Source organism: Ruminococcus sp. 5_1_39BFAA (genome assembly GCF_964240875.1).
GTDB lineage: Bacteria > Bacillota > Clostridia > Lachnospirales > Lachnospiraceae > Blautia_A.
This window is the reverse complement of sequence record NZ_CAXSVO010000013.1, coordinates 60,808-83,854: the sequence shown is the minus strand read 5'-3', so window position 1 is coordinate 83,854 and position 23,047 is coordinate 60,808. Positions and strand designations below refer to the sequence as shown.

The window sequence follows — 23,047 nt, the reverse complement described above, 5'->3', positions numbered from 1 at the left end:
TATTTTATTTATTCTGAAAATATGCCCGTTTTTTCACATAATGTTATTACTTTAAGACCTCGTACACATGCAACTATTTCATGTGCATTATGTCGGGCAGGAATGGATATCAATGAACCAAATAGGCTTGTAGCAGAAACAGAATTTTATCTCGAGAATTTATTGCTAAATTGTGCATAACATTTGTGCCTTGTTCAACATGGAAGGATACTGGTCAAAATGAGTAGGATATTGATTATCGAAGATGATATAGATTTGCAGGAGGGATTGTGCTTTTCTTTGCAGACAGAAGGACATCAGGTCATGGCTGCTGCTACAGTAGAAGAAGGATTGGGAATTTTCCATAAGCAGGGTTGCGATATGATTTTATTGGATTGCAATCTACCAGACGGTAATGGATTTGACTTGTGCTCTGCTATAAAAAGAGAACAGGATGTCCCCATTTTGATGCTGACTGCAAGAGATACAGAGATGGATGAAGTAAAAGCATTGGAACTTGGAATGGATGATTTTATGAGCAAGCCATTTTCGCTTGCGGTTTTGAAAGCAAGAATTAAAAAGCTTTTACGAAAAGATATTCCTAAGATGCAGATGGTTTCCGGAGATATTATGATTGATAAGAATTCTTGTAAGGTATACAAGGGTGGAGAGGAAATCAATTGCAGTAAAATAGAATATCAGATGTTGACTTACTTTATGGAAAATGAAGGCATTGTTCTTTCAAAAGAGCAGATATTGCATTATGTATGGGACAGTCAGGGGAATTATGTAGATGAGAATGCAGTACCTGTCAACATTCGAAGACTGCGGACAAAGATTGAAGACGATCCTAAAAATCCAAAACACCTTGTAAATGTTTATGGAATCGGATATATCTGGAAGAAAGCGTAGGAGGAAATGATAGGAATATTTGTAATTATTCTGATAATAGCGTTGGTTGTAGTAGTCTTAGAGCGGTATCAGAGAAGGAAAATGTATCGGCAGATAGATAAGATGCTGGAACAGGTACTTAATAGGGAAATGATTGAAATATCTGATATTCAGGAGGGAGAAATATCTGCTCTTGCGAGTAAGATGATTCGTGTACAGGAAAAACTTGAATATGAACTGAATTCGGCACAGGAAGAAAAAGAACAGGTGAAAAGTCTTATTTCCAATATGTCTCATCAGCTCAAGACTCCGTTAAGCAGTGCTATTATGTACAGAGATTTGCTGGAAATGGAAACAGAGCATGAACAGCGACAGTATTTTTTAGACAGAATGAAACTTCAATTGGGTAAAATTGATTGGATTTTGCAGTCCTTGTTTAAAATGGTCAGGCTGGAGCAAGGTGCCATTCAGTTTGACACAGGAAGCACATCATTGAAAGACACTTTGCTTAGTGCATTGAACAGCACATATGATCAGGCGGAAAAAAAGGAAATCTGTATTGTTACAGAACCATTTGCAGATTGCCTGTTGCTTCACAATAAGAAATGGACTGCAGAGGTGTTTGTTAATATTCTGGAAAATGCCATAAAGTATTCAGAAAAAGGCAGCACCATTGAAATCGAGGTTCATCCATTGGAATTATTTACAGAAATCAGATTTCAGGATCATGGAATAGGAATTCGAAAGGACGAGCTTACAAATATTTTCCGGCGTTTTTATAGAAGCAAGGACGTAGAGAACAAAGAGGGATCAGGAATTGGTCTATATCTTTCAAGATTGATTTTGGATCAGGAAAAGGGATATATGACGGTGTCATCAGACTATGGAAAAGGAAGTTGCTTTTCAGTATTCTTACAAAATTGTCAAAATTGAAAGGGGATTTTGTCAATGATATGAAAGATTTGCCTGCTATTCTATGCTTATTAACAAAAAAGAGGTGAAAGAGATGGAAGTATTGCAGGTAAAAAATGTAAGTAAACAGTACGGAGAAAAAGAAAATCTGGTACACGCATTAAAAAATATCTCGCTGCAGGTAGAGCAGGGAGAATTTATTGCGATTGTGGGAACCTCCGGCTCTGGAAAGAGTACATTATTAAATCTGATAGGAGGGCTTGACGTTCCATCAGAGGGAGAAATTATTATCAGAAAGCATAACATTGCCGGGTTGAAAAGAAAAGAGTTGACAGTATTCCGAAGAAGAAATATTGGTTTTGTGTTCCAGAATTATAGCTTGATGCCTGTGCTAAATGTATATGATAATGTGGCCCTTCCGGTAACTCTTGATAAAGGGAAATATGTAGATCATCCTTATATTGAAGAACTACTGAAAGAACTTGGATTATGGGAAAAAAGAATGCGTTTTCCAAACGAATTATCCGGAGGCCAGCAGCAGAGAGTGGCTTTGGCAAGAGCACTTGCTAATAAGCCGGCAATTATTCTGGCAGATGAGCCGACTGGAAATTTGGATTCTCGAACAACAGTAGAAGTGATGGGGCTGTTAAAAAACAGTTGTAAAAAATATAATCAGACGATCCTGATGGTAACACATAATGAGAGTTTAGCAGGTAATTGTGACAGGGTGTTACATATAGAGGATGGCATGATTTTGACAGAAAAGGAAGGTGAGTGGTTATGAAAAATATCATTCATATTTCCTTTTCTTACTTAAAATATTACAAAAAGCAGACGGCTGCTCTTTTTACAGGTATTATACTTTCAGCAGCTCTCTTAACAGGGATGGGTGGTCTGTTTGAAAGCGGAAAAAATGCAGCGTTAGAAAATGCAAGAACAGAATATGGCGACTGGCATTACTGTACGAGGGGAGATGCTGACTGGATTCATGATTTTAAAATGAATTCTGCAGGAAGTGGTTATAAAATTGAAAAAACAGGCATGGAAACGGTTCGTAGGATAATAGAGGAGCCGTTTGCGATTGAGTTGGTGTATGCGGATTCCGGGTACCTGGATATGATGGGACGGAATGTGATAAAGGGATATTACCCGCAAAAAGAAGATGAGATTGCCATGGATATTCAGACATTGCAAAATCTGGGAATGGCGGATGATCTGGGAAGTCAGGTACCCTTAGATGGAAAAGTATTTACACTTTGCGGAATTATGGGGGATATGCCGGAAAAATTACCGGAGTTTCTGGGGGATTTCAGCCAGGTATTCGTGAACTCTTCTTTGGATTACGGGGAAAATGGAACCTTTTTATATTTGAAGTTTGAAGAAAATCGTAAAGTATATAAACAATTACAGTCGTTCTGCAAAAATTTTGGCATATCGTATTCGGATATAAAAAGAAATAATGGAATCGCCGGATATGTAGGAGGATATATACCGGAAAAAGTGTGGGAGATTATAAAAGGAGGATTATCCAATCAGGGGTTGGGACTGCCTTATATATGGGGAAACCTGAATGCGGATGGACAATTAACTGAAACAGTCATCCTTCTTGGAATTGCATTTTTCGGAGCTTTCATAATATACAGTTTGTTTCAGATTTCGATGATTCGAAGAATGTCCCAGTACAGCATCATGCAGACATTAGGAATGACAGACGGTTATAAGATGGGTGTTCTGTTATGTGAACTGGGAAGCATTGGAATTGCAGGATATCTGGTCGGATGCGTATGTGGAAATTTGATTGCAGGGTCAATTTATCAGAAAGCAGGGCGTATTTTTATATTACGGGATCAGACACGTCATACGGGTGTTGATGATGCAGTACAGAAATTTGGAGTTGCGACTCTTCCGGATGCGGGAAATTACCAGATAAGCTGGCATACAATCCTATGGGGATTGTTGGGGGTAACAATAGCTGTTTTTGTTATCAGTGGTATTTTTGTTTATCGAATGAAAAAACAATCGATTCGGCAGATGCTGTCTGGGGAAGTTGTAAAACATCCGAAGCATAAGGTTTATAGTATAAGTCATAATAATCTCACAGGCATTCTTACTAAAAAGTTTATGTTTTCCAGAAAAGGAAGTTTTATAGGAATTTTGCTGTCGTTGTCCATAGGCAGTATTCTGTTTTTGGGATCATTCTATGTAACAGAAAATACAAAAATCAACAATGAATTGACTTTTAAAGCAGATGATGGTCTTGGTTCAGATATTCAGGTCTACATTCAGTCAGATCAGCTTACAGACTGGATACCGGAAGATGCAATCAAAGAAATGGAAAGAATATCCGGTATTGATGAGCTGCATCCGGTCCGTTATCTTCTTGGTGAAATTCCATTCTATGACGGAACTTTTACATGGACTTCTTATTTTGCAGAGACTGCAAATGATGAAAGTTTTCCGCCGGATCCGCAGATTATGGAAAAATACAATGGAGTTGCAGTACAGGTCGGGGAAGATGATTATAAGCTGAAAGTGAATATCTATGGATATGATGATGCCATGTTGGAAGATATGAAGGATTATATTTTGAATGGCGAGATTAACCCGGAACAGATGCGGAGAGAAAACAGTGTTATTGTGAAAACGCTTATGGACGGACAGGGCTACTATGACGGTGTTGATGTGGAACCAGGTGATGAGATTACGCTCACAACAGTCAGCGGCAAGGAAGTTCCGCAGGAAGCATTACGCTTTCAGGGAGAGAAGGAATGGTATCAGAGCAAGTCATTGAAAGTTACGGCACTTGCCAGCAGACCGTTAGCGAAAGTAGATACTTATATTGGTGATACTGGCGATACGACCGTAGATATTATCATGACAAATGAGCAGATGGAACGCAACTTTGGCGTGAAAGAATATCAGACAGCCAGCATTTCAGTAAATCCGGAGAGTGAAGCGAAGATAGTATCTACAGAGCTTGGAAAAATAACAAAAGAAATAAACAAGTGTGTTGTAAAAGACTACAGTGAACAGATTAAGCAGCAAAATCTGTATCTTTATCAGAAAATGTTCTTTTATTACGGAATTGCGGCTGTACTGCTTGGAATCAGTCTTCTTCATATTATGAATAGTATGCAGTATCTGATTGTCGCAAGAAAACGGGAATTCGGTATTCTGCGGGCAATGGGTATTACAGATGACGGATTTAGAAAGATGATTGTAAAAGAAGGGCTGCGATATGGAATTTATTCGGGAATGACTGTGATGATCATTTATTTTGTGGTACAGAAGATTTTATATTATTTCATGGTACATGTATATCTTTATCTTCATCCGAAAGCTTTCATATCATGGGAAGTTCTGGTGGCAGTTATTTTGCTGAATATGGTTATCTGTGTCGGTGTAACCCTGATGTCAGGAAGGACAATTTTAAGGGAACAGATTATAGAGGAAATCAAGGAATAGAGGGATTTTCCCGTCCGGAATAGGATCCGCGATATTTTACCGATGCTCAAAAATTCAACTCCTTTGCAGGAGATAAGCCGATGAGTTGGCGTATCTCCTGCAAGGGAGTTTTTTATGTTGCAGGCTGGCTGCGCCGAATTGGAATGGGCGGACCGGAATTTAAAAAGGACCGAGCGATACTGATGGAGAAGCTTGGCGGGCAGATAGCGATTCAGGAAACGGAAACACCGACCGCAAGAAAGGCAGATGCACAGAATATGCAGGATTTTCAGCAAAATACCACAACCGTGATTTTACAGTCCGAACCATGCGCTGCTTTGACGTATCCGCAGCCAGATGCCGTATCCGGCCCGGCTCTATCGCATGAAACCTTCCGGCAAACCAACGGAAAGCCCGAAAAACTGAAGGTTGCCGCATACATCCGTGTTTCTACAGATATGACGGACCAGGAAAATTCATACGAAGCGCAGGAAAGGTATTTTAATCAGCTTCTCATCAGAAATGAAAAATGGATATCAGCCGGCATCTACTCAGACTATGGGATTACCGGTACATCCGGACAAAAACGTACTGGTTTTAAGCGGATTCTCCGGCATTGCCAGGAAGGCAGGATTGACCGCATTGTGACCAAGTCCATTTCCCGTTTTGCCCGGAATACAGTGGATTTCATGACTGCATTGAATACTCTGCATGAAGCGGGGGTAACGATCCTTTTTGAAAAGGAAGGGCTGGATACTGCGGATTCTACCAGCAGCTTCATTCTGACTACGTTGGCGGCAATTGCACAGGAGGAAAGCCGTTCCATTTCCGCCAACCTTATTTGGGGTAACCGAAAAAGGTTTCCGCGGGGAGATGTACGGAATCAGGATATCTATGGATACCGCTTTACAGAGGAGCATATTACCACGGAAAGCGGTTACCGCTATAAGGATGTTACAATTGTGGAAGAGGAAGCAGAAGTTGTGCGCTGGATATTCCAAAGCTATGTGGAAGGAAGGGCGTTTAAGGATATGGCAAGAGAGTTAAACCGCCGCTGCATTCCATATAAGGTGAGCCATTATGCGAAAAAGCGAATGAAAAACGCTGTAAAGGGACAGTTGAATGCAGATATTGACGAAGGATGGACTTCAGAGCAGATTAATTCTATTTTAAAAAACGAGCGCTACACAGGGAACGTACTGGTGCAGAAAACCTATACGGAGGATTATCTTACCCACAAGATAAAGGTAAATAAAGGGGAGGCGGTACAGTATTGGGTGAAGGATCACCATCCGACCATTATCAGCCAGGAACTGTTTCGGCAGGCCAGAGAAATGCGGGAAGTTGCTTTTGCCATGAGAAGCCATTATGGCAGACGGGCGCCTTATGCCTTTTCCGGCAGACTCATTTGTGGAAGCTGCGGGCGTTTTTACAACATTCGGAATGTGAACAAGTACCCCATCTGGTTCTGCCCATCTACCACCAGGAATAACGGCAAAAATATTTGCCATAATGAAAAGATTTATGAGGAACAGATTGTCAGAATGTTCCGGAAAGCCATCTCTGAGCGGTTCCAGCTTATTGTTCCCCCCGTGCCTTTTTCCGGTAATTCTGCGGGCTTTGTCAGACAGATGCTGACAAGGCTTGAAAATATACAGCGGATGGATTTCATGGAACGTGACAGGGCATTTATAAAACGGCAGATTGCAGCAGCAAGCATGTCAGCGGAGCGTGCACGCAGGAGGGTAAGATTTTTGCAGACCAGGAAAGAGGCGTTGGAAAACGGGAGGCTGATTTTGACAGAAAATTCCGTTGCGGATGTGCATATTGCAGATGCTGAAAACGAATTGAGAACGGAAGTGGAAAAACAGGCTGCTGCTGAAGCTGAAGAGAAGAATCTGACAGAACAGTTAGAGTACATGGAGAACTATTGGGAAGAATTGGAGGCAGATCACGAGTGCCGTGAAAAAGCGATTGAGTGGATGAGGGATTTGCCGGAGGGCGAGGAAGGATTGATCCGCTTCTTGAACGATATGACTGATACTTATGTAAAAGCCTTTGCTCTTTCCATTACAATCCACGATCCGCTGCATTACACCGTTCACTGGTTTGACGATACCAGGACAGATGTAGAAATGTATACGAACATTAAAGATCATCGCTGTGCGGCGGCGTATTTTGATGGACATATTATGAGAGAAAAGGAACACGAAAGAAGAGCTTAAGCAGCCCATAGCGGCTGTTTTTTTGACCGATATAGAAAGCGAGGGTACAATTATGAGTACAGTGAATGTGATTCCGGCGACAAAACGGGCAGTGAAAGGCGGCGGTCAGCTAAAAATCCAGAAAGATATCCGGGTTGCTGCCTACTGCCGGGTGTCTACCGGGGATGAGAGCCAGCAGACCTCCTATACAAACCAGAAGGCTTTTTATACCGCTTACATCAATGGGAAGGACGGTTGGAAAATGGCTGGCATCTACGCAGACGAAGCCATATCCGGGACAAGCCGCGCTCATAGAAAAGAGTTCAATCGTATGATCACCGATGCTGAAGCTGGAAAAATTGACTATATTGTAACAAAATCCATTTCCCGTTTTGCCCGCAACACAGTGGACACCCTAAACTGCGTGCGGCAGCTCCGGCAGCAGGATCCGCCTGTGGGAATATATTTTGAAAAAGAAAACATTGATACGCTGGATGCCACCGGGGAATTGATCCTGACCATTCTCTCTGCTTTGGCGCAGGATGAATCCAGATCTATTTCCGACAATATCCGCTGGACTTTCCAGAAAAATTTTCAGGCAGGAAAGCCGCAGATCAATCTCAATAGGATGCTGGGCTATGATAAAGGAAAAAATGGGGAGTGGCTCATCAATCCTGAGCAGGCAGAAATCGTTCGCTTTATTTTCCGGAAATATGTTCGCGGCCATTCAGCAAACTCCATCGCACAGCGGGCCAACACTGCCGGAATGCGTACTGTCAACGAAAAGCTGTGGACATCCGGAGCGGTTCTGGATATATTGCGCAATGAGAAGTACGTGGGTGACCTTGAAATGCAGAAGACGATCACCAGAGATTTTCTCACGCACCGTTCTGTCAAAAACAATGGCGAAGCCCCCAAATATTATGTGAAAAACCATCATACTGGTATTATTGACCGTTTAACCTGGGATAAGGTTCAGGCGATTCTTTGCAGCGGAAGAGTAAAAAAGACAAAGGATGGGGAAAAGGCCAAAGAAGGTCCAAAGGGTTCTCCATTTTTCAATCTGATCTGCGGGGCAGTTACGGATGGAAAAGAGTGTGGGGAAGAATTCTTTCGTATGACTTATTCCGCAGTTGCAGGCGGCTACCGCGATGAGCGCAGCGAGGGTTTTGACCCGGCAGTTCAACTGGAAAAATACATTTATGCTTACCCTGTCTGGAGATGCAAACGGAAATATCGTTATTGCCGTCAAAAGCAGGATCCCGCAGAAAGCACCTGCCCCTCAACCGTCCTCCGGGAGTGTGCTTTGGAGCAGAGTTTCATGGAGATGCTTTACTGGCTGAAACGCGACCTTGTGAATAACGGCAAAAATGCCTGGGTAGAAGACGAGTTCAGGCGTGCGTACCAGTCCATGAACAGACGTCTGGGCGTGAACAGCCAATCTGATCAGCGAATTAAGGTTTTGGAGGATCAGATCAGGGAACTGGAAGAGACTTTACAGGGGAACCTTGAAAGGCAGGCGGCAAGGACAGGGGATAGGGAGCAGTCCAACGATCTGCGTCTGCGATTAGAAGATTATCGGCATGAAAGGGATACGTTGGAAGCGGAACAGAGCGCAGTAGCCGTTATGAAAAAGAATTATGACTTTTTCATCCAGTGTCTCAGGGAGCTGCCGGAGGTCAATCCCGCCGGTATGAAGATGAATATCAACGGTCAGGATGTTCAGGGAACAATGTTCCGTGATATAAGCGGCAAGGCAAAAGCAGGCGTTCGCAGCGCCGTCAATGCCGGACATATCAAGGTGACACCGGAGAAGATTGCACAGGCACCGGATTTTCTGCGGTTCGAGAGAGGCATCTACGCCGCTTTCATCCAAAGCGGCACGGTCAGAGGAGATGAGATTGAATACAATACAAATTTCGGTGTGCGCCTCAAAAGTTATGGCAATGACCGGACGTTGGGGAGCTTCTTAGGCTATCGCAGATGCAGAGAGGACGGCACGGTGGAATTTCTGGATGCTTTATGGAAGGTTAATAACAAGAAAGTGCAGTATCGACGTACAGAGAGAAGGCGGAAGGGGTGAAGGGATAAAAAATAGTAGGAGTGGGTATCTGGAAATATGGTTTTGGTAGTTTGATTGTAGGCCGTTGGAGTAGTGTCCAGCGGCCTTTTTATGCCTGGAGAGCGTAAGGAACCGAAGAGGGATGGGGATTACTGTGGGAGTGTGAACTTTTTGGTAACGATATTGTTGGTTTTGGGGGAGTTTCGGGTGAGAGAATGTCTGACGGGAATTTTCAGTTTAGTTCTGATGGGGTATGGTGACAAAAATTATCATTGGCGCTGGCAGTCAAATTCTATTATACAAACGAAACTTATTGCAGACGATTGCCGGTGCCGATAATTACATTTTTACACGAAACTTTGGGTGAACATTGAAATTTGAGTTAAGGCTGATAAATGAATTGGACATTGCGAAAAAGCTATTTAGCAAACGAAATTTCGGGTTGAGGCTTGCGGATACTGATAATTACATTTTTACGCGATATTTAGCATGAACCGTAGGGTTTTCAGTTGACGCTGATAAATAAGTTGAAGCTATTTTGCAAACGAAAATTCAGGTCGTAAGTTGCGGAAGCTGATAATTACATTTTTACACAGAACTTTGGATGAACATTGAATTTGGGGTTTGTGTTGATGGGATATGTAAAGAAAAGCGGGTTCAGATGAAATTATCAGTTTAATAAGAAAATGTGCTGTACCAGGTTTAGCTATAGGGTTTTAGTGAAGTATGAAGGCTACATTTATATAGAAGGAATTTGTTACGGAAATCATTTGAAAGTGAAATAGAAGTTATTGCCATAGCGTTTTATATAGATTTATTGATTTAGACTATCCGAGTTATATCGGGGAAGAGAGGAAAACTAAATGGAAAAGCAGATTCAAATTGCGGTTGCGGGCACGACAAGTGCTTAGACGATGTGAAAGAGAAAGTATTCATAAGGGATCTGTTCGGCAGGGATTGAAAATAGGTTTTATTAAGCAAATAAAGGAGGGATCAGCATATGAACACATCAGCATATAACGAAAATTACCAGCGGATAGTGAACAAGAACGAAATCCCTTCTTGTAATATCTTGGGTGTGAATATTGCAGCTATTGATATGAAGTGGCTGCTTAATTTTCTAAATGAAAATATAAGCAAATTATCCGGTGATTACATATGTGTGTCTAATGTGCATACCACAGTGACGGCGTATGAAGATGAGGAGTACTGCAAGGTACAAAACGGTGGAATATTAGCAATACCGGATGGTGGTCCTCTTTCCTCAGTCGGTCAGAAGCGTGGGTGCAAGAACATGAAGCGTACTACAGGGCCGAGCCTGATGGGAGAGATTTTCAAGATTTCTGTCTCAAAAGGGTATCGGCATTATTTTTACGGTTCAACAGATGAGACTCTGGAAAAGTTGTATTTGGTATTAAAAGAGACGTATCCCGGTATTCAGATTGCGGGAATGTATAGCCCTCCTTTCCGGCCTATGACAGATGATGAGGATAAGGCGATTGTTGAGCGAATAAATGAGACTGAACCTGATTTCGTTTGGGTCGGTCTTGGAGCACCAAAACAGGAGAAGTGGATGGCAGCACATCAGGGACGAGTGAGCGGACTAATGGTTGGCGTCGGCGCTGGTTTTGACTATCACGCCGGAAATATCGATCGAGCACCAGAGTGGATGCAGAAGAGTAACCTGGAATGGGTGTATAGACTTCTGCAAGATCCAAGGAGACTGTTTGGGAGATACTGGCACACGAACACGAAGTTTATTTGGAATGCTATGGTGAGGGGGAAGTGAATGGAATGAGATGTGGAGCTACAAAGTCACTTGCACGTTTGATTTATAGAGTCATAGAGATTTTGTATAAAGGTTTTAATAAAGCTTTTATTGTTCCCGGTTTGAAAGCATCCTTTGCAGAATGTGGAAAAAACGTTCGGATTGCCTATGATTGTGATATCAAGGGCGGACAGAATATATATGTGGGAGATGACTCGCAGATTGGTCCACATTGCCTGTTCTGGACAACCCGTGCAAAAATATGCATTGGCAAGAAAGTTTTAATGGGTCCAAATGTGACGATTATTACCGGCGACCACAGGGTTGATGTAGTAGGAAAACACATCATTGATGTTAGCGATGATGAAAAACTGCCTGAGCACGATGCGGATGTGATTATTGAGGATGGTGTCTGGATTGCGTCCAATGTGACAATCCTAAAGGGAGTTATTGTTGGTGAAGGTGCTGTTTTGGCTGCAGGTGCGGTTGTAACACAGAGTGTTGAGCCATATGCAATTTACGGAGGTGTGCCTGCTAAAAAAATTAAAATGCGGTTTTCGGAAAAGGAGCTAATAGAACATACATCTAGATTGATGAACAGAGAAAATAATTGAGAAGAAGTTAGATAGAAGCATTCAGAAGATTAGCTGGCTTGGGCTCGTTCCTTTTTATCTCATACACATATAGCAGTTTGCTTTCTTGTTAAAGTGTGCTGAACGAGGTACTTCTATTGAAAAAGGTGTGGGAAAGTTGTGATTTTTTGTTTGCGTATCAGTAGAGAGCGGTATTTTAATTAATAGAAATTAGAAGGTTAATATATGAAAAAAGTATGTATGGTAGTTCAGAATCCAAAAGTTAAGGGTGGCATTGCCGCTGTAGTGAACGGATATCGAGGATCCCAATTGGAGAAGGATTATCAGATTATTTACGTCGAGTCTTATATAGACGGCGGAAAGTTTACAAAAATTCTAAAGGCTATATGCGGCTATTTCCATTTTGTAAAAGTTCTCATTGTGGATAGACCGGAGCTTGTACATATCCATTCATCTTTTGGTCCGTCATTTTACAGAAAACTTCCATTTATCTATATGGCATCTTGGTCTGGCGTACCGATTGTGAACCACATCCATGGAGCAGATTTTGACTCGTTTTACAAAAATGCGGGAGATAGAAAAAAAGAGCTTATTCGGAAGGTATATGATAAATGCAGTGTATTGATAGCATTGTCGGAAGAGTGGAAAGAACGTTTGAGTAGTGTGGTTGATGCTAATAAAATTGTGATAATCGAAAATTATAGCGTCTTAAATGAACAAGCATATGAAGAGAGAGTTTTGAGGGCCTGTAATAACAGTGTGTTATTCTTGGGAGAGCTAGGTCAGAGAAAAGGATGCTTTGATATTCCTAAGGTAATTGAGAAGGTGTCTGCTGCTGTTCCGGATGTCAAATTTGTTTTATGCGGTGCAGGCAGCAAGACAGATGAAGACAAAATCAGAAAAATGATTGAAGAGACAAAGATAACAGCAAATGTGAAGTTTCCGGGATGGGTCAGAGGGGCAGAGAAAGATCTAGTGTTGCGAGAGGCTGATGTATTTTTCTTGCCCTCCTACAATGAAGGAATGCCGATGTCTGTCTTAGATGCAATGGGATACGGCCTGCCGGTTGTCAGTACAAATGTTGGCGGAATCCCCAAAATTGTACATTCAGGGGAGAATGGAATGTGCTGTAATCCTGGTGATATCGATACCATGGCGAGTGCCATTACAGAATTGCTGAAGAATGATCAAACTAGAAAAAAAGCTGCCGCCGTTTCAATGAAGATCATGAAAGAGAGATACTCTTTGGAGAAACATTTGAGACTATTGGATAAAGTATATGAGGACGTTACATGATTAAGATTTTAATTTGGGGAGCAACAGATACCGTTGGTGGAGTTGAGGCGGTGTTGTGGAACTACGTTTCACATATACCAACAAATCAGATTCAATTTGATTTCATCAATACGTACGAGGATATTTCGATTGGAGACAAAGTGCGTGAAAGAGGCAGTCAGGTTTTTGCATTGCCGAATAGGAAAAAACACTTGTTTGCATATCGGAAAGCACTGAATAATTTTATGAATGCTCATGCGAAGGAGTATTCTGCAGTATGGCTGAACGACTGTATGTTTGGAAATATCGATATCTTAAAGCTAGCAAAAAAGTATGGGATACATAGAAGGATTATTCACGCCCACAATTCCTTGAATATGGGCGGCGGTGCGTCGAGACTGATTCGGCATAAGGTTAATTCCTGGTTGTTAAGATTTTATGTGACTGATTATTGGGCTTGTTCGGAGCTTGCAGCGGATTGGAGTTATCCGAAGGATATTATAAAAAAAGGGCGAATCAAAGTGATTCCCAATGCAGTGGATGTTGATAGATTTTCTGTACAAGAGGAAATCAGGTGCAAAATACGCACTTCACTCAAAGCGGAGGATAAGTTCATATTTGGTCATGTGGGTAGATTCCATTTTCAGAAAAACCATTTGTTTCTGATTGATGTATTCAATGAAATACAAAAACTGATGGATAATGCTATTCTGATTCTAATTGGATCGGGAGAAGATGAATCTGCAGTTAGACAGAGAGTTTCCGAATATGGCCTTGAACGCTCTGTTAAATTTTGGGGAACACGGAAAGATGCAAATGAGTTGTATCAAGCAATGGATGCCTTTCTGCTTCCGAGTTTGTTTGAGGGACTTCCCGTTGTAATGGTAGAGGCACAGGCCGCTGGTCTGCCCTGTTTTGTTGCAGATACTATTACGAAGGAAGCTGATATTTCTGGAAATGTAAGATTCTATCCGCTGTCAATGGGATCAAAGAAATGGGCCGAAAATATTGTAGATGAATTAGGACACTTTTCCAGAAAAGATATCAGGGAAACAATTACGGAAAAAGGCTACAATATCGAAAGAACAGCAAAGAATTTGCTCTCTGAGCTGAAAGGTAGGGAGTAATGAAAATCGGAATACTGACTGTATTTGATGCAGTCAATTACGGGTCTTTTCTGCAGGCGTACTGTCTTCAGACTGTGATTCAAAGAAAGTGCAACACACAGGTGCGAATGATAAAGGATTCTTCACTGCTCTATGAGAAATGGAGAATAACCTCGTTGATTTCTTATAATCCGAGGAAAGCAAAATTTAAGGGAAAATTGGCGGCTGGATACCTGAAAAGCTGGAAAAATTTCAAAGTAAGTTCTATGCGGGAGCAGTTTGACCTAGTAGTTGTGGGCAGTGATGAAATGTGGGAAGTAAACAATATCACCATGAAGCCTCGCCCTTCTTTCTGGGGCAATGGACTAAAAACAAGGCGATTGGTCACATATGCGGTGAGCTCAAATTCCGCAAAGACAGAGCAGTTAAGTAAGTACGCTTTCATTGAAGAAGGACTAAAGAAGTTTGATAGGGTTTCAGTTAGAGATGTATCAACTTTTAATGCGTATCTTCCTCTGTTGGGCACAGAACCCGTGTATTGTATTGATCCTACGTTGTTAGTCGATTTGCATCAGCTTGCGAGAAAACAAAATAAATACAGCAATTATATCCTCTGCTATACATATACGTTCAAGCCAGAGACACTGAAGGCTGTACAAGATCTGGCAGAAAAGTATGGTAAAAGAATAATTGTTGTTGGACAGAATTTTAAATGGGCTGATGAATCAATTCCGGCAGATCCTTTTGAGTTCCTTGGGTTGCTCGAAAGTGCCGATTTTGTTGTTACAGATACATTCCATGGAACAGTTCTGTCAATTGCATTGAATAAGCAATTTGTAACTGCTGCATACAAGGAAAAAGTATTTCGGATAATCGAGCAGTTTGATCTTCTGGATAGAAATATAGACGGATGTTCAAACATTATTTCATATTATCAGAGCGAAATAGATTATTCTACAATTAACAGGAAGATTGATATTCTTCGGCAACAATCGTTAGAGTACATTGATGAGTGCTTAATGATGTAAGAGAGAGGAGGCCCTATGAAAGAAAGAATATTTATTTGTACGCACAGCCAATTACCTCGTGGAGATGCGAATTCGAATTATATTTTTCATATGGCACTATCGCTTGTTGAAGAGGGATTCGAGGTCATAGCGATTGGAAGATCAAAGTCATCCAATACAAGTATAGAAAAGGTGGAAGGCGTTTTATGCGTAAATATTGCAAGAAGTAAGCGACTTCCGGCAAAAATAGAGGGCCATATCTTTTTCGGCAGTCAGATGTGCAGAGAATTACGAAATTATCACATCCGGAAAGATGATTATCTAATCTTGTATGGAGGCTATGTCAGCCTATTTCATTCTATCGCAAACAAGATGAACTGGCTTGAAAAAGGCCATATCACTGCATGCGTTGTTGAATGGCCGACAAAGCAACAGTTCAGGTGGAAACATATCGATCCGAATTACTTGCTTTGGAAATACGTCTTTAACAGAATGATACCAAAGTGGAAGAAAGTAGTGGCAATAAGTGAGAATTTATGCTCACATTTTACTGAATGTGATTGTGATACATTTTTGCTGCCGCCGATGATAAACGCACAGAGAAAAATCAGTGGAGAGAGAAAATCTTTTGAAAAGCAGGTTTTTATCTATGCTGGTGCAGATACGCAAAAAGATGCTATCAGGAATATGCTTTTTGCAGTAGAGAAACTTTCGGATCAAGATAGGAGCTGTTTTGATTTCCACATTACGAGCTTAACAGAAGAAAAGGCAAGAAAGCTCCTAGGAGAAAAACAGTATATCTTAGATGAATATGAGGAGTGTTTGCATATACACGGATGGATGGAGTATGAGGATCTGATAAATCTGTATTACGTTTCAGACTATTTGTTGCTTGCGAGAGAAACAAATCAGTTTACACGGTCTAACTTTCCGAGCAAGGTTCCGGAGATGATGAATTATGGAATTATTCCAGTCTGTTCACGAGTTGGGGATTATACAGATTCGTATTTACACCACTTAGTCGACAGTATAATTTTTGAGGGAGCAAGTTCGGACGCATGTGCGGATGCAATCAGAACTGCTATTTCGATACCCGAAGAAAAACGTATATGCATGAGCCAGAAGGCAATAGAAAACGCCAGAGACCACTTCGATTATAAACAATGGGGAAAGAAACTCTCAGAGTTTATTTTAGACTGATTTGTGAGGATGGATAGATGGAAAAACAGTGTTTCGCATTTAAACATAAAGATGACAGGATTCGAAGTCGAAGTACATCTGGAGGAGCTTTTTCTGCTATCGCAGAGGAAATAATCCGAAACGGTGGTATTGTGTATGGGGCTTCTTTAAATCAAGGTGATATGACTGTTAGCCACATACGTATAGATACAATTGCAGATGTTGACAGATTACGAGGTTCAAAGTATCTGCAAAGCAGAATGGGAGATACTTTTATTCAAGTAAAAATAGACTTGAAATCGGGGAAAAAAGTATTGTTTTCAGGAACACCTTGTCAGGTGGCTGGTCTGCGACACTATCTTCTTAAAGAGTATGAGAATTTATTCACCTGTGATATTATCTGCCATGGTGTTTCCAGTCCGCTGATTTGGAAAGAATTTGTGAACAGCATTGAGAGGGAACATAGGACAAAAGTAATAAACGCTTGTTTTCGAGATAAAGAAGAATATCAGTGGAATAATTGCAAAGAAACTTTGTATGTTCAAGCCCCTGGTACAGGTGAAGTGGCAAAAGTTCCTGCGGATGATTACGCAAAGATTTTTTATGAACATGAGGCTATGTGCTCCAAGTCCGACCCACACGAAATCCGGTTTTGTCTCATTGATCCGTTCCACAACTGCCCTATCCTCATCCTCTGTCATTGGACGGAAAGGTGGGCTATACATCCCTGCAATCTGGATGCCAGGGTAAGCATCCATCAGGGTCCTGTACAACTTCTCCAAAGTTTCATCCGTAGATCCATAAAAATAATGCCGATATCCTTTGGCAGCGGAGATTTTGAAAATCTCTCCCATTAGACTCGGCCCTGTTGTACGTTTCATGTTTTTAAATCCACGTTTCTGGCCGACTGAAGAAAGAGGACCGCCATCTGGAATTGCCAATATTCCGCCGTTTTGTATCTTACGATATCCCTCATTCTCATATGCCGTCACAGTTGTGTGTACATTTGACACGCATACGTAGTCTCCAGAAAGGTTCTGCACATTATTGTTGAGATAATCAACCAGCCAATCCATATCAATAGCCGCAATGTCTACGCCCATGATATTACAAATCGGGATAGCAGACTTGTCCACAGTACGTTTAAAGGATTTGTTATATACTGTTGTACTCATTTGCTTCTCCCTCCCTAACCAAGATAAACCGGAACCATTTTTCGCAATTTATGAAAGATTTCGTTTCTAAATGCTTAAAATATTTGTAAGTCAATTATCATTCCTCCGCTCAGTCGCGTTGGAAAATGTCGCGTGTATGTACTATATCATTTCAGTGTGGTTATCCACACCGTTCTATCTAAAACCATACTGCCGAATCCATTCCTCCGCAGTGTGGTTGTATCATCAAACCTGTATTCATCCAATAAAATCAGTGGGTATTGTTATGTCCTTCTCTCATATGCTACTCCAATTGTGCTTTTCTCATCACAAACAACCACTTAGCTTCATCCTACCCAAGTCTACCCGACATGTTTCAGTGTCATAAAAAAACTATAAAAACATGAAAATAATGAACATTTCTCTCTATGTTTTTCTTGGTTTTCATTATTTACCGTTTCGGGTAGACCTGTTATATTCATCCTTTGCATTTGGGATAAATTGACAAAATTATCGTTCGATTTTTAAACGCATTTTATATATCTTGCACAATTTCCGATCTCTTTTTCTGCCGATTTCAATCTCTGCGCTTTTTCCATTTCATTTGAAAATATTTTTGTCACTATTCCCAGACCTGTACCCTAAACCTCATTTTCCAGCCAATACGGATGATAATTCCTGTCACCATACCCCATCACAATCCAACTGAAAATTCCCACCAGACATTCGCCTAGCCTAAATTTGCCGTAAAATAGAAATATCATTACAAAAAAATCATAATTACAGAACAATCCACGATATATAGATTATTCAACACCTTTCACACACCTTTAGTCATGATGCAACAAGGCTGAAGTTAATCCTGGAGTTTTATGTATTGCTCAGTAAATTTTTTGAGCAAATATGTTGTTTGAAAATCAGATGTCTTGTTTAGGATTTGTTTGGAAATAGAAGAAACGATACAACTGCAAATCAGAAAAGTTATTTGCCAAATTGATATGATTTGAGTAGTAGTTCCAAGATATAGTGGCTCCTTATATATCTCTGTACTACTAAATTTGGTACTGGAGGTTGTATACAAAAAAGAAATTTAAAATTGGTAAGTATTTTTTCGGGTCTTATGATATGATGTTTAAGAATTTGAGCAATATTAAAGTCATGTCATATCTGTTCAGAAAGACAGAATCAAGCTTTATTCGGCAGCAGATCTCACAGATTTTTCAAGCATTTTGCGGACATTGACAATATAGTGGGGAGTTTAAAAGGAAAACCATGGGGCAAAAACCAGGAAAACATGGAAGAGTCAGGTATAGAACAGAAGAGCGGGAATTCGAAGTAAGGTTGAACAAAAAATACATTTGGATCATCGGAGTGACAACGTTTATCGTTATTATGACTGGGATATTGGGAAGGAAATGGCTGAAACAGGGATTTATTCTTTTACTTAGGATATTTGGAAAATGCGAGACGGAAGTGTTCCCGAAAATGCAGGAAAGGGCTGATTTTCTGGGCGGTTCCGTATGGACATTGTTTACCATTTTAGCTTCCTTTATCATATTTTATTATGGCGCCCTGGGATATAGGAATTATGGGATTTCCAACAGAAAAATCATTGGTTATACATTCGGCTCGTGGTTTCTTCCTGCTTTAATGGCCATAAATGGGGGTGTGGTATTGTTTATGACCATTGCCTTTTATTTGAGAGAATACATTCCATTTTATGTCTGGGCTTGCTATTCCTGCTTACTGCAGGCGCTTCTCATAATAATTTGTATTAAGTCCACATCACAGGAAGAATGCTATAGGGTAATTATAAACATAGAACAAAAACAATATCAATCACTGTGCGGGCTTAGTTTGGGCATAAACGAAGAAATACATGGATACCAGAGTACGAAAGAGCAGGAGAAAAACAGAATCGTCTACCATATCTACAATATTTTAAACGGAGACGAGACTCTGGCTGAAAAATTTGAGATTATTCAGGAACTGCTTTTGATTCCTTTTTCTGAGCAGTTTAAAGGGGATAGTAATAATCAGGAAACCTATTATTATCTGTACCACAATATGCTGTTTGTCGCCGAATATTTGTGCAATAATCCGGGAGAGGAACAGTTAGCATATTCTGTTTTTTACGAAAATATAGACTGTATCCAAAAGAAATATCTGGAAGCACAGGAAGAGGAAAAGACGCATATATTAGAAAAGATACTCATTTATCTGAGCGCCTTTTTTCATTCTCTGGTTCCCAAAAAACTTGAACAGAAGTACAGTTTTTTTGAATGTATTGTGAATGAAATTATAACGGACGAGACATTGCGGGAAATGACCGTAATGACGTATCTGGAGAGCTTTCTTTTTCTGTGGTATAAGAATTTGGTTGATTCCGGTGAGATTTATCAAAAAGTACCGCAGAATTTTATACGTTCATGTCGATATCAAGGTATAAAGGAGCCGCAGGATCTTAAAGAAAAAATGCTGCCGATTTTGGGATCCTGGATGATTGAGACAACAGAAGGGACAAATAAGTCTGGATGGGAAAATATGAGAAAAATAACGGAAAATATAGGGCCGTATTCAAGCGTTGATTTTATCGGTTATCTTTATAGAATACTGTATATTTGAGGGGAATAGACAGATGATAAGATGTTTTATGTTTAAAAACAGTTTTTTGACGGAAAACACGGAAATGGTTTCCGCGGAATATAGTTCAGTGGGCTATTTCGATGCATTGGATATCATAAAAGCTCCCGATGAAGAAGGAAAAAGTGTTCTCAGTGCACCCATGCAGGTCAAAATCGTGGATGGTTTTTATGAAACCTGCGATTATTTTAATATTGCTGGTATGAGGTGGAAGGATGATGAGGATTTCTGGAGAGAAGAGAAAAAACCATTTCTGTTTATTTCGTGTGTCAGGCTGAAAAAAAGTTCGGATAAACTGCAGGAGATTTCAGGAAAGATTGAGGAAAAATATACGGCAAGCTGCTATTTTACGTTTGACAGCAGCGATCTTGTTATTTGTATGAGGAGTAATAGTTATATCCAGGGATATAATGATATAGAGCAAGGATATCCTGAAATTATTATGTCTTGTGACAAAGAAAATGGTGTGCAAAAGTGCTATTCCATTCTTTCTGTCAGGCAGGAGATATTGGATAATTTGCCGAATGACAGTGATGGAATGGCGGAAGAAACGGTTTCGTGCCTGCTAAGCGGAATAGTAAAAAGATGGAGTGAGGTAGATGCTTTTATTGCAGAACTGGAACGCGAAAGCGGCGCATCAAATTGTATCAGATATGGTATTTTGGGAAGTGATGATGTTATCATTTCGGTCCAGAATGTGAAAATTATTGATTTGTTTAACCTTTACGGAAAGAATAAGCTTTTAACTCATGGAAATGATCTCTATAAGAGGGCTTTTTACAAAATAAAAACAGAAATCCTGGTAAAGGCGGGGAAGAGAAATGAGTAGACAGAAATTTCAGGAGGAATTGAAAACCCTGGAGGAGCTCAGGACAAAGTGCGATAGCTGCGCTGAAGAGACTTTAAAGTTTTACTGTAACTGTTTGATGAAGATGCACCGGGCGTGTTATAAGATTGAGGAAACAGAAATGCTTTCCTATGTAAGGCAGATCGTATCGCCGGCTTTTCCTTTGGTGATCCGTTATTTTGTAGATCGTGTAAAGGCATGTATTGATGAAACAGTACCAGAAGATACAAAGGGAATTATCCGTCAGGATGTTGAAGAATCAGTTGTTGAGTTTGGAGGCGATCATCCATTCTACAAATGGTGCGGATCGTATTCTGCTTCAGACTGCACCTATCGACGTAGGGATCCGGTATGCAGCGCCAAAATTATGTGCATACTATTCGAAAACCCTGAATGCAGTGGCAAAATTATTTCAGCATCAGGATGAGAATGAATACGCCTTCTGTGTTTACCCGACGCTTAATAGCTGCGCAGAAGCGTTATTGCTGTTTTCCACAATGGAGAGGCGGGGAAAGGTGGGAATTATCAGGATTCCTGGATATCAGATCGCTGATATTTCTTACATGCGGCTGTTGTTGCTGCACGAAATTTTCCATGTGCTGCCGGGGGCTTTAAGAAAGCGAAAGGAGAGAGCCAGGGCTTTCCAGATAATACTTCTCTACAGCGTGGAAAATGAGCTGATTGGCAAATGTAAAGAGATTTCGGCGAAAGACAGAAAGCGTCTGGAGAAATTTTTCTTTGCTGAGATGGTAGAGAGAAGCGTGAGATATCTGCGTGAGAAAGAGGAGGGCGACCGCATTTTTTACAGCAGGAATATTTCGGAATATTATGTAAATGAATTTGCAAAACAATTTTATGAGACTCAGAAAAAAGACATTAAGGATTATGGGGATTGCCTGGATGATGGAAAAGGGTGGGAAACATATGAAGAATATTCCGCCTGGATGAGAAGAATAAGGCAGCTTAGCGAGAGGATTCAGGGGAATATATTAAGGATTCTCGCGAATGGAGAGCTGACTGAAAAATGTAACTGTTACATGGATTTATTCTGGGAAGCGTATTCAGACATTATGACAATCATCACCCTGCGTTTGCCACCGGATATGTATTTCTCTGGCTTCCATTATGCTCCGGATGATGAGGATGACAAGCGCTTAAGGTGTACTCTCTATTTAAGAGCAATGTTTGTGGCAAAAACTATGTGCTGTATGTTTGAAGATATTTCTGCTGAACAGAAGAAATTGTTTGAAATGTGGAGAAACTGGAAAAACTGTTGCCAGAATACTGAAACGGAGTCTTTTGTAAAAGGCGTGGCAAGCCTTTCGGAAAAATATCCGTCCTATACAGAAAAAACTGCGGCAAAAGAAAAAACAGAACAGGAGACTGGGAGTGCAGTAAGGATATTAGATGGAAAATCTTTATCCATTCATCTGAATGATTCAATGGAACAGAAATATATGAATTATTTTAAAGATTGTTGTCGGGAATACCTTGAATATGAAAGAAAGAATCATGAGAAATTCTTAGAGTTCAGGAAACTGTGCGGTATTTCTGATGATGGAAAGACAACGAACTTGAATTTTGCAGTCAGCTCCAGAGCTTGGGAGAATGCTTAAATTTAAAAAAAGTATTCGGTGCAGCATAGGAATATTAAAATAGGGTAAAAAGAAAATGCCATTTTAATAAATTTATGTGCTAAAGCGAAAAAGTTCTTGATTTTTGAGTGCCATACATTTACAATGAGTGATATTATAGGTTATATCTTAGGAGGATATTTATAATGGAAACAATAAAGAAGCGTAGCATTCCAGAGGCGTTTCAAGTAAAACCCAAATTGAATCTGGAAGAAATATATATTACGGTTCCGCCTAAAAAGGTCAGTCGATTTCGGGATGAGGTGGAAGAACTAAAGTATCATCTGGAAACCACTGATAAAGAATATAGATCAGATTTTTTTGAGAACATATCTTTTTGACGAAATAA

18 protein-coding genes and 1 pseudogene are annotated in these 23,047 nt (G+C 40.5%); 18 read left to right on the top strand and 1 reads right to left on the bottom strand.

The features are described from left to right. Window positions 1–219: 219 nt before the first annotated feature. From ACESZH_RS14335 to ACESZH_RS14275, 13 genes and pseudogenes are all read left to right on the top strand, one after another. Entirely contained in the window at window positions 220–891 is a 672-nt protein-coding gene (locus ACESZH_RS14335) for a response regulator transcription factor (protein WP_373217307.1), read from the top strand. Between the two features lie 6 nt (window positions 892–897). Then, on the top strand, window positions 898–1,803 hold the full coding sequence (locus ACESZH_RS14330; protein WP_373217305.1) for a sensor histidine kinase: 906 nt from the start codon (window positions 898–900) through the stop codon (window positions 1,801–1,803). Window positions 1,804–1,876: 73 nt separating this feature from the next. Next, the gene (locus ACESZH_RS14325) at window positions 1,877–2,566 is read left to right on the top strand and encodes an ABC transporter ATP-binding protein (RefSeq protein ID WP_373217303.1); all 690 of its coding nucleotides are present in this window, start codon (window positions 1,877–1,879) and stop codon (window positions 2,564–2,566) included. Then, complete coding sequence (locus ACESZH_RS14320) at window positions 2,563–5,247, top strand: FtsX-like permease family protein (protein ID WP_373217301.1); 2,685 nt, start codon at window positions 2,563–2,565, stop codon at window positions 5,245–5,247. The genes ACESZH_RS14325 and ACESZH_RS14320 overlap by 4 nt, the downstream gene beginning before the upstream one ends. Before the next feature lie 80 nt (window positions 5,248–5,327). Continuing rightward, complete coding sequence (locus tag ACESZH_RS14315; protein WP_373217299.1) at window positions 5,328–7,451, top strand: recombinase family protein; 2,124 nt, start codon at window positions 5,328–5,330, stop codon at window positions 7,449–7,451. Between the two features lie 52 nt (window positions 7,452–7,503). Continuing rightward, on the top strand, window positions 7,504–9,513 hold the full coding sequence (locus ACESZH_RS14310) for a recombinase family protein (protein ID WP_373217297.1): 2,010 nt from the start codon (window positions 7,504–7,506) through the stop codon (window positions 9,511–9,513). A 979-nt stretch (window positions 9,514–10,492) separates the two neighbouring features. Beyond that, window positions 10,493–11,281: a WecB/TagA/CpsF family glycosyltransferase gene (locus ACESZH_RS14305; RefSeq protein ID WP_373217295.1), complete on the top strand. Its 789-nt coding sequence runs from the start codon at window positions 10,493–10,495 to the stop codon at window positions 11,279–11,281. Window positions 11,282–11,286: 5 nt separating this feature from the next. Continuing rightward, complete coding sequence (locus ACESZH_RS14300) at window positions 11,287–11,874, top strand: DapH/DapD/GlmU-related protein (RefSeq protein ID WP_373217293.1); 588 nt, start codon at window positions 11,287–11,289, stop codon at window positions 11,872–11,874. Window positions 11,875–12,078: 204 nt separating this feature from the next. Continuing rightward, window positions 12,079–13,149, top strand: coding sequence for a glycosyltransferase family 4 protein (locus ACESZH_RS14295; protein ID WP_373217291.1), 1,071 nt, complete (start codon window positions 12,079–12,081; stop codon window positions 13,147–13,149). Further along, window positions 13,146–14,255 (top strand): glycosyltransferase family 1 protein, encoded by a 1,110-nt coding sequence (locus ACESZH_RS14290; protein ID WP_373217289.1) that lies wholly within the window; start codon window positions 13,146–13,148, stop codon window positions 14,253–14,255. Before ACESZH_RS14295 ends, ACESZH_RS14290 begins: the two co-directional genes overlap by 4 nt. Beyond that, a complete protein-coding gene (locus ACESZH_RS14285; protein ID WP_373217287.1) occupies window positions 14,255–15,262 on the top strand; it encodes a polysaccharide pyruvyl transferase family protein in 1,008 nt (335 codons plus the stop codon). The genes ACESZH_RS14290 and ACESZH_RS14285 overlap by 1 nt, the downstream gene beginning before the upstream one ends. Window positions 15,263–15,277: 15 nt before the next feature. Continuing rightward, a complete protein-coding gene (locus ACESZH_RS14280; RefSeq protein WP_373217285.1) occupies window positions 15,278–16,441 on the top strand; it encodes a glycosyltransferase in 1,164 nt (387 codons plus the stop codon). 17 nt (window positions 16,442–16,458) lie between these two features. Continuing rightward, a pseudogene (locus ACESZH_RS14275) lies at window positions 16,459–16,887 on the top strand (coenzyme F420 hydrogenase/dehydrogenase beta subunit N-terminal domain-containing protein); the annotation flags it as partial. Here the strand turns inward: ACESZH_RS14275 and ACESZH_RS14270 are convergent. Further along, window positions 16,801–17,595 carry a WecB/TagA/CpsF family glycosyltransferase gene (locus ACESZH_RS14270; protein WP_373217283.1) on the bottom strand — a complete coding sequence of 265 codons (795 nt, stop codon included), beginning with the start codon at window positions 17,593–17,595 and terminating at the stop codon, window positions 16,801–16,803. The pseudogene ACESZH_RS14275 and the gene ACESZH_RS14270 overlap by 87 nt on opposite strands. Window positions 17,596–18,846: 1,251 nt before the next feature. On the opposite strand from ACESZH_RS14270, the gene ACESZH_RS14265 reads away from it, so the two are divergent. From ACESZH_RS14265 to ACESZH_RS14245, 5 genes are all read left to right on the top strand, one after another. Further along, window positions 18,847–20,199, top strand: a complete 1,353-nt coding sequence (locus ACESZH_RS14265) for a hypothetical protein (protein WP_373217281.1) — start codon at window positions 18,847–18,849, stop codon at window positions 20,197–20,199. Window positions 20,200–20,212: 13 nt separating this feature from the next. Next, a complete protein-coding gene (locus ACESZH_RS14260) occupies window positions 20,213–21,046 on the top strand; it encodes a hypothetical protein (RefSeq protein ID WP_373217279.1) in 834 nt (277 codons plus the stop codon). Beyond that, window positions 21,039–21,491, top strand: a complete 453-nt coding sequence (locus ACESZH_RS14255; RefSeq protein ID WP_373217277.1) for a hypothetical protein — start codon at window positions 21,039–21,041, stop codon at window positions 21,489–21,491. The genes ACESZH_RS14260 and ACESZH_RS14255 overlap by 8 nt, the downstream gene beginning before the upstream one ends. Further along, entirely contained in the window at window positions 21,463–22,680 is a 1,218-nt protein-coding gene (locus tag ACESZH_RS14250; protein ID WP_373217275.1) for a hypothetical protein, read from the top strand. The genes ACESZH_RS14255 and ACESZH_RS14250 overlap by 29 nt, the downstream gene beginning before the upstream one ends. Window positions 22,681–22,844: 164 nt before the next feature. After that, entirely contained in the window at window positions 22,845–23,039 is a 195-nt protein-coding gene (locus tag ACESZH_RS14245) for a hypothetical protein (RefSeq protein ID WP_373217273.1), read from the top strand. The last annotated feature ends 8 nt before the right edge of the window (window positions 23,040–23,047 follow it).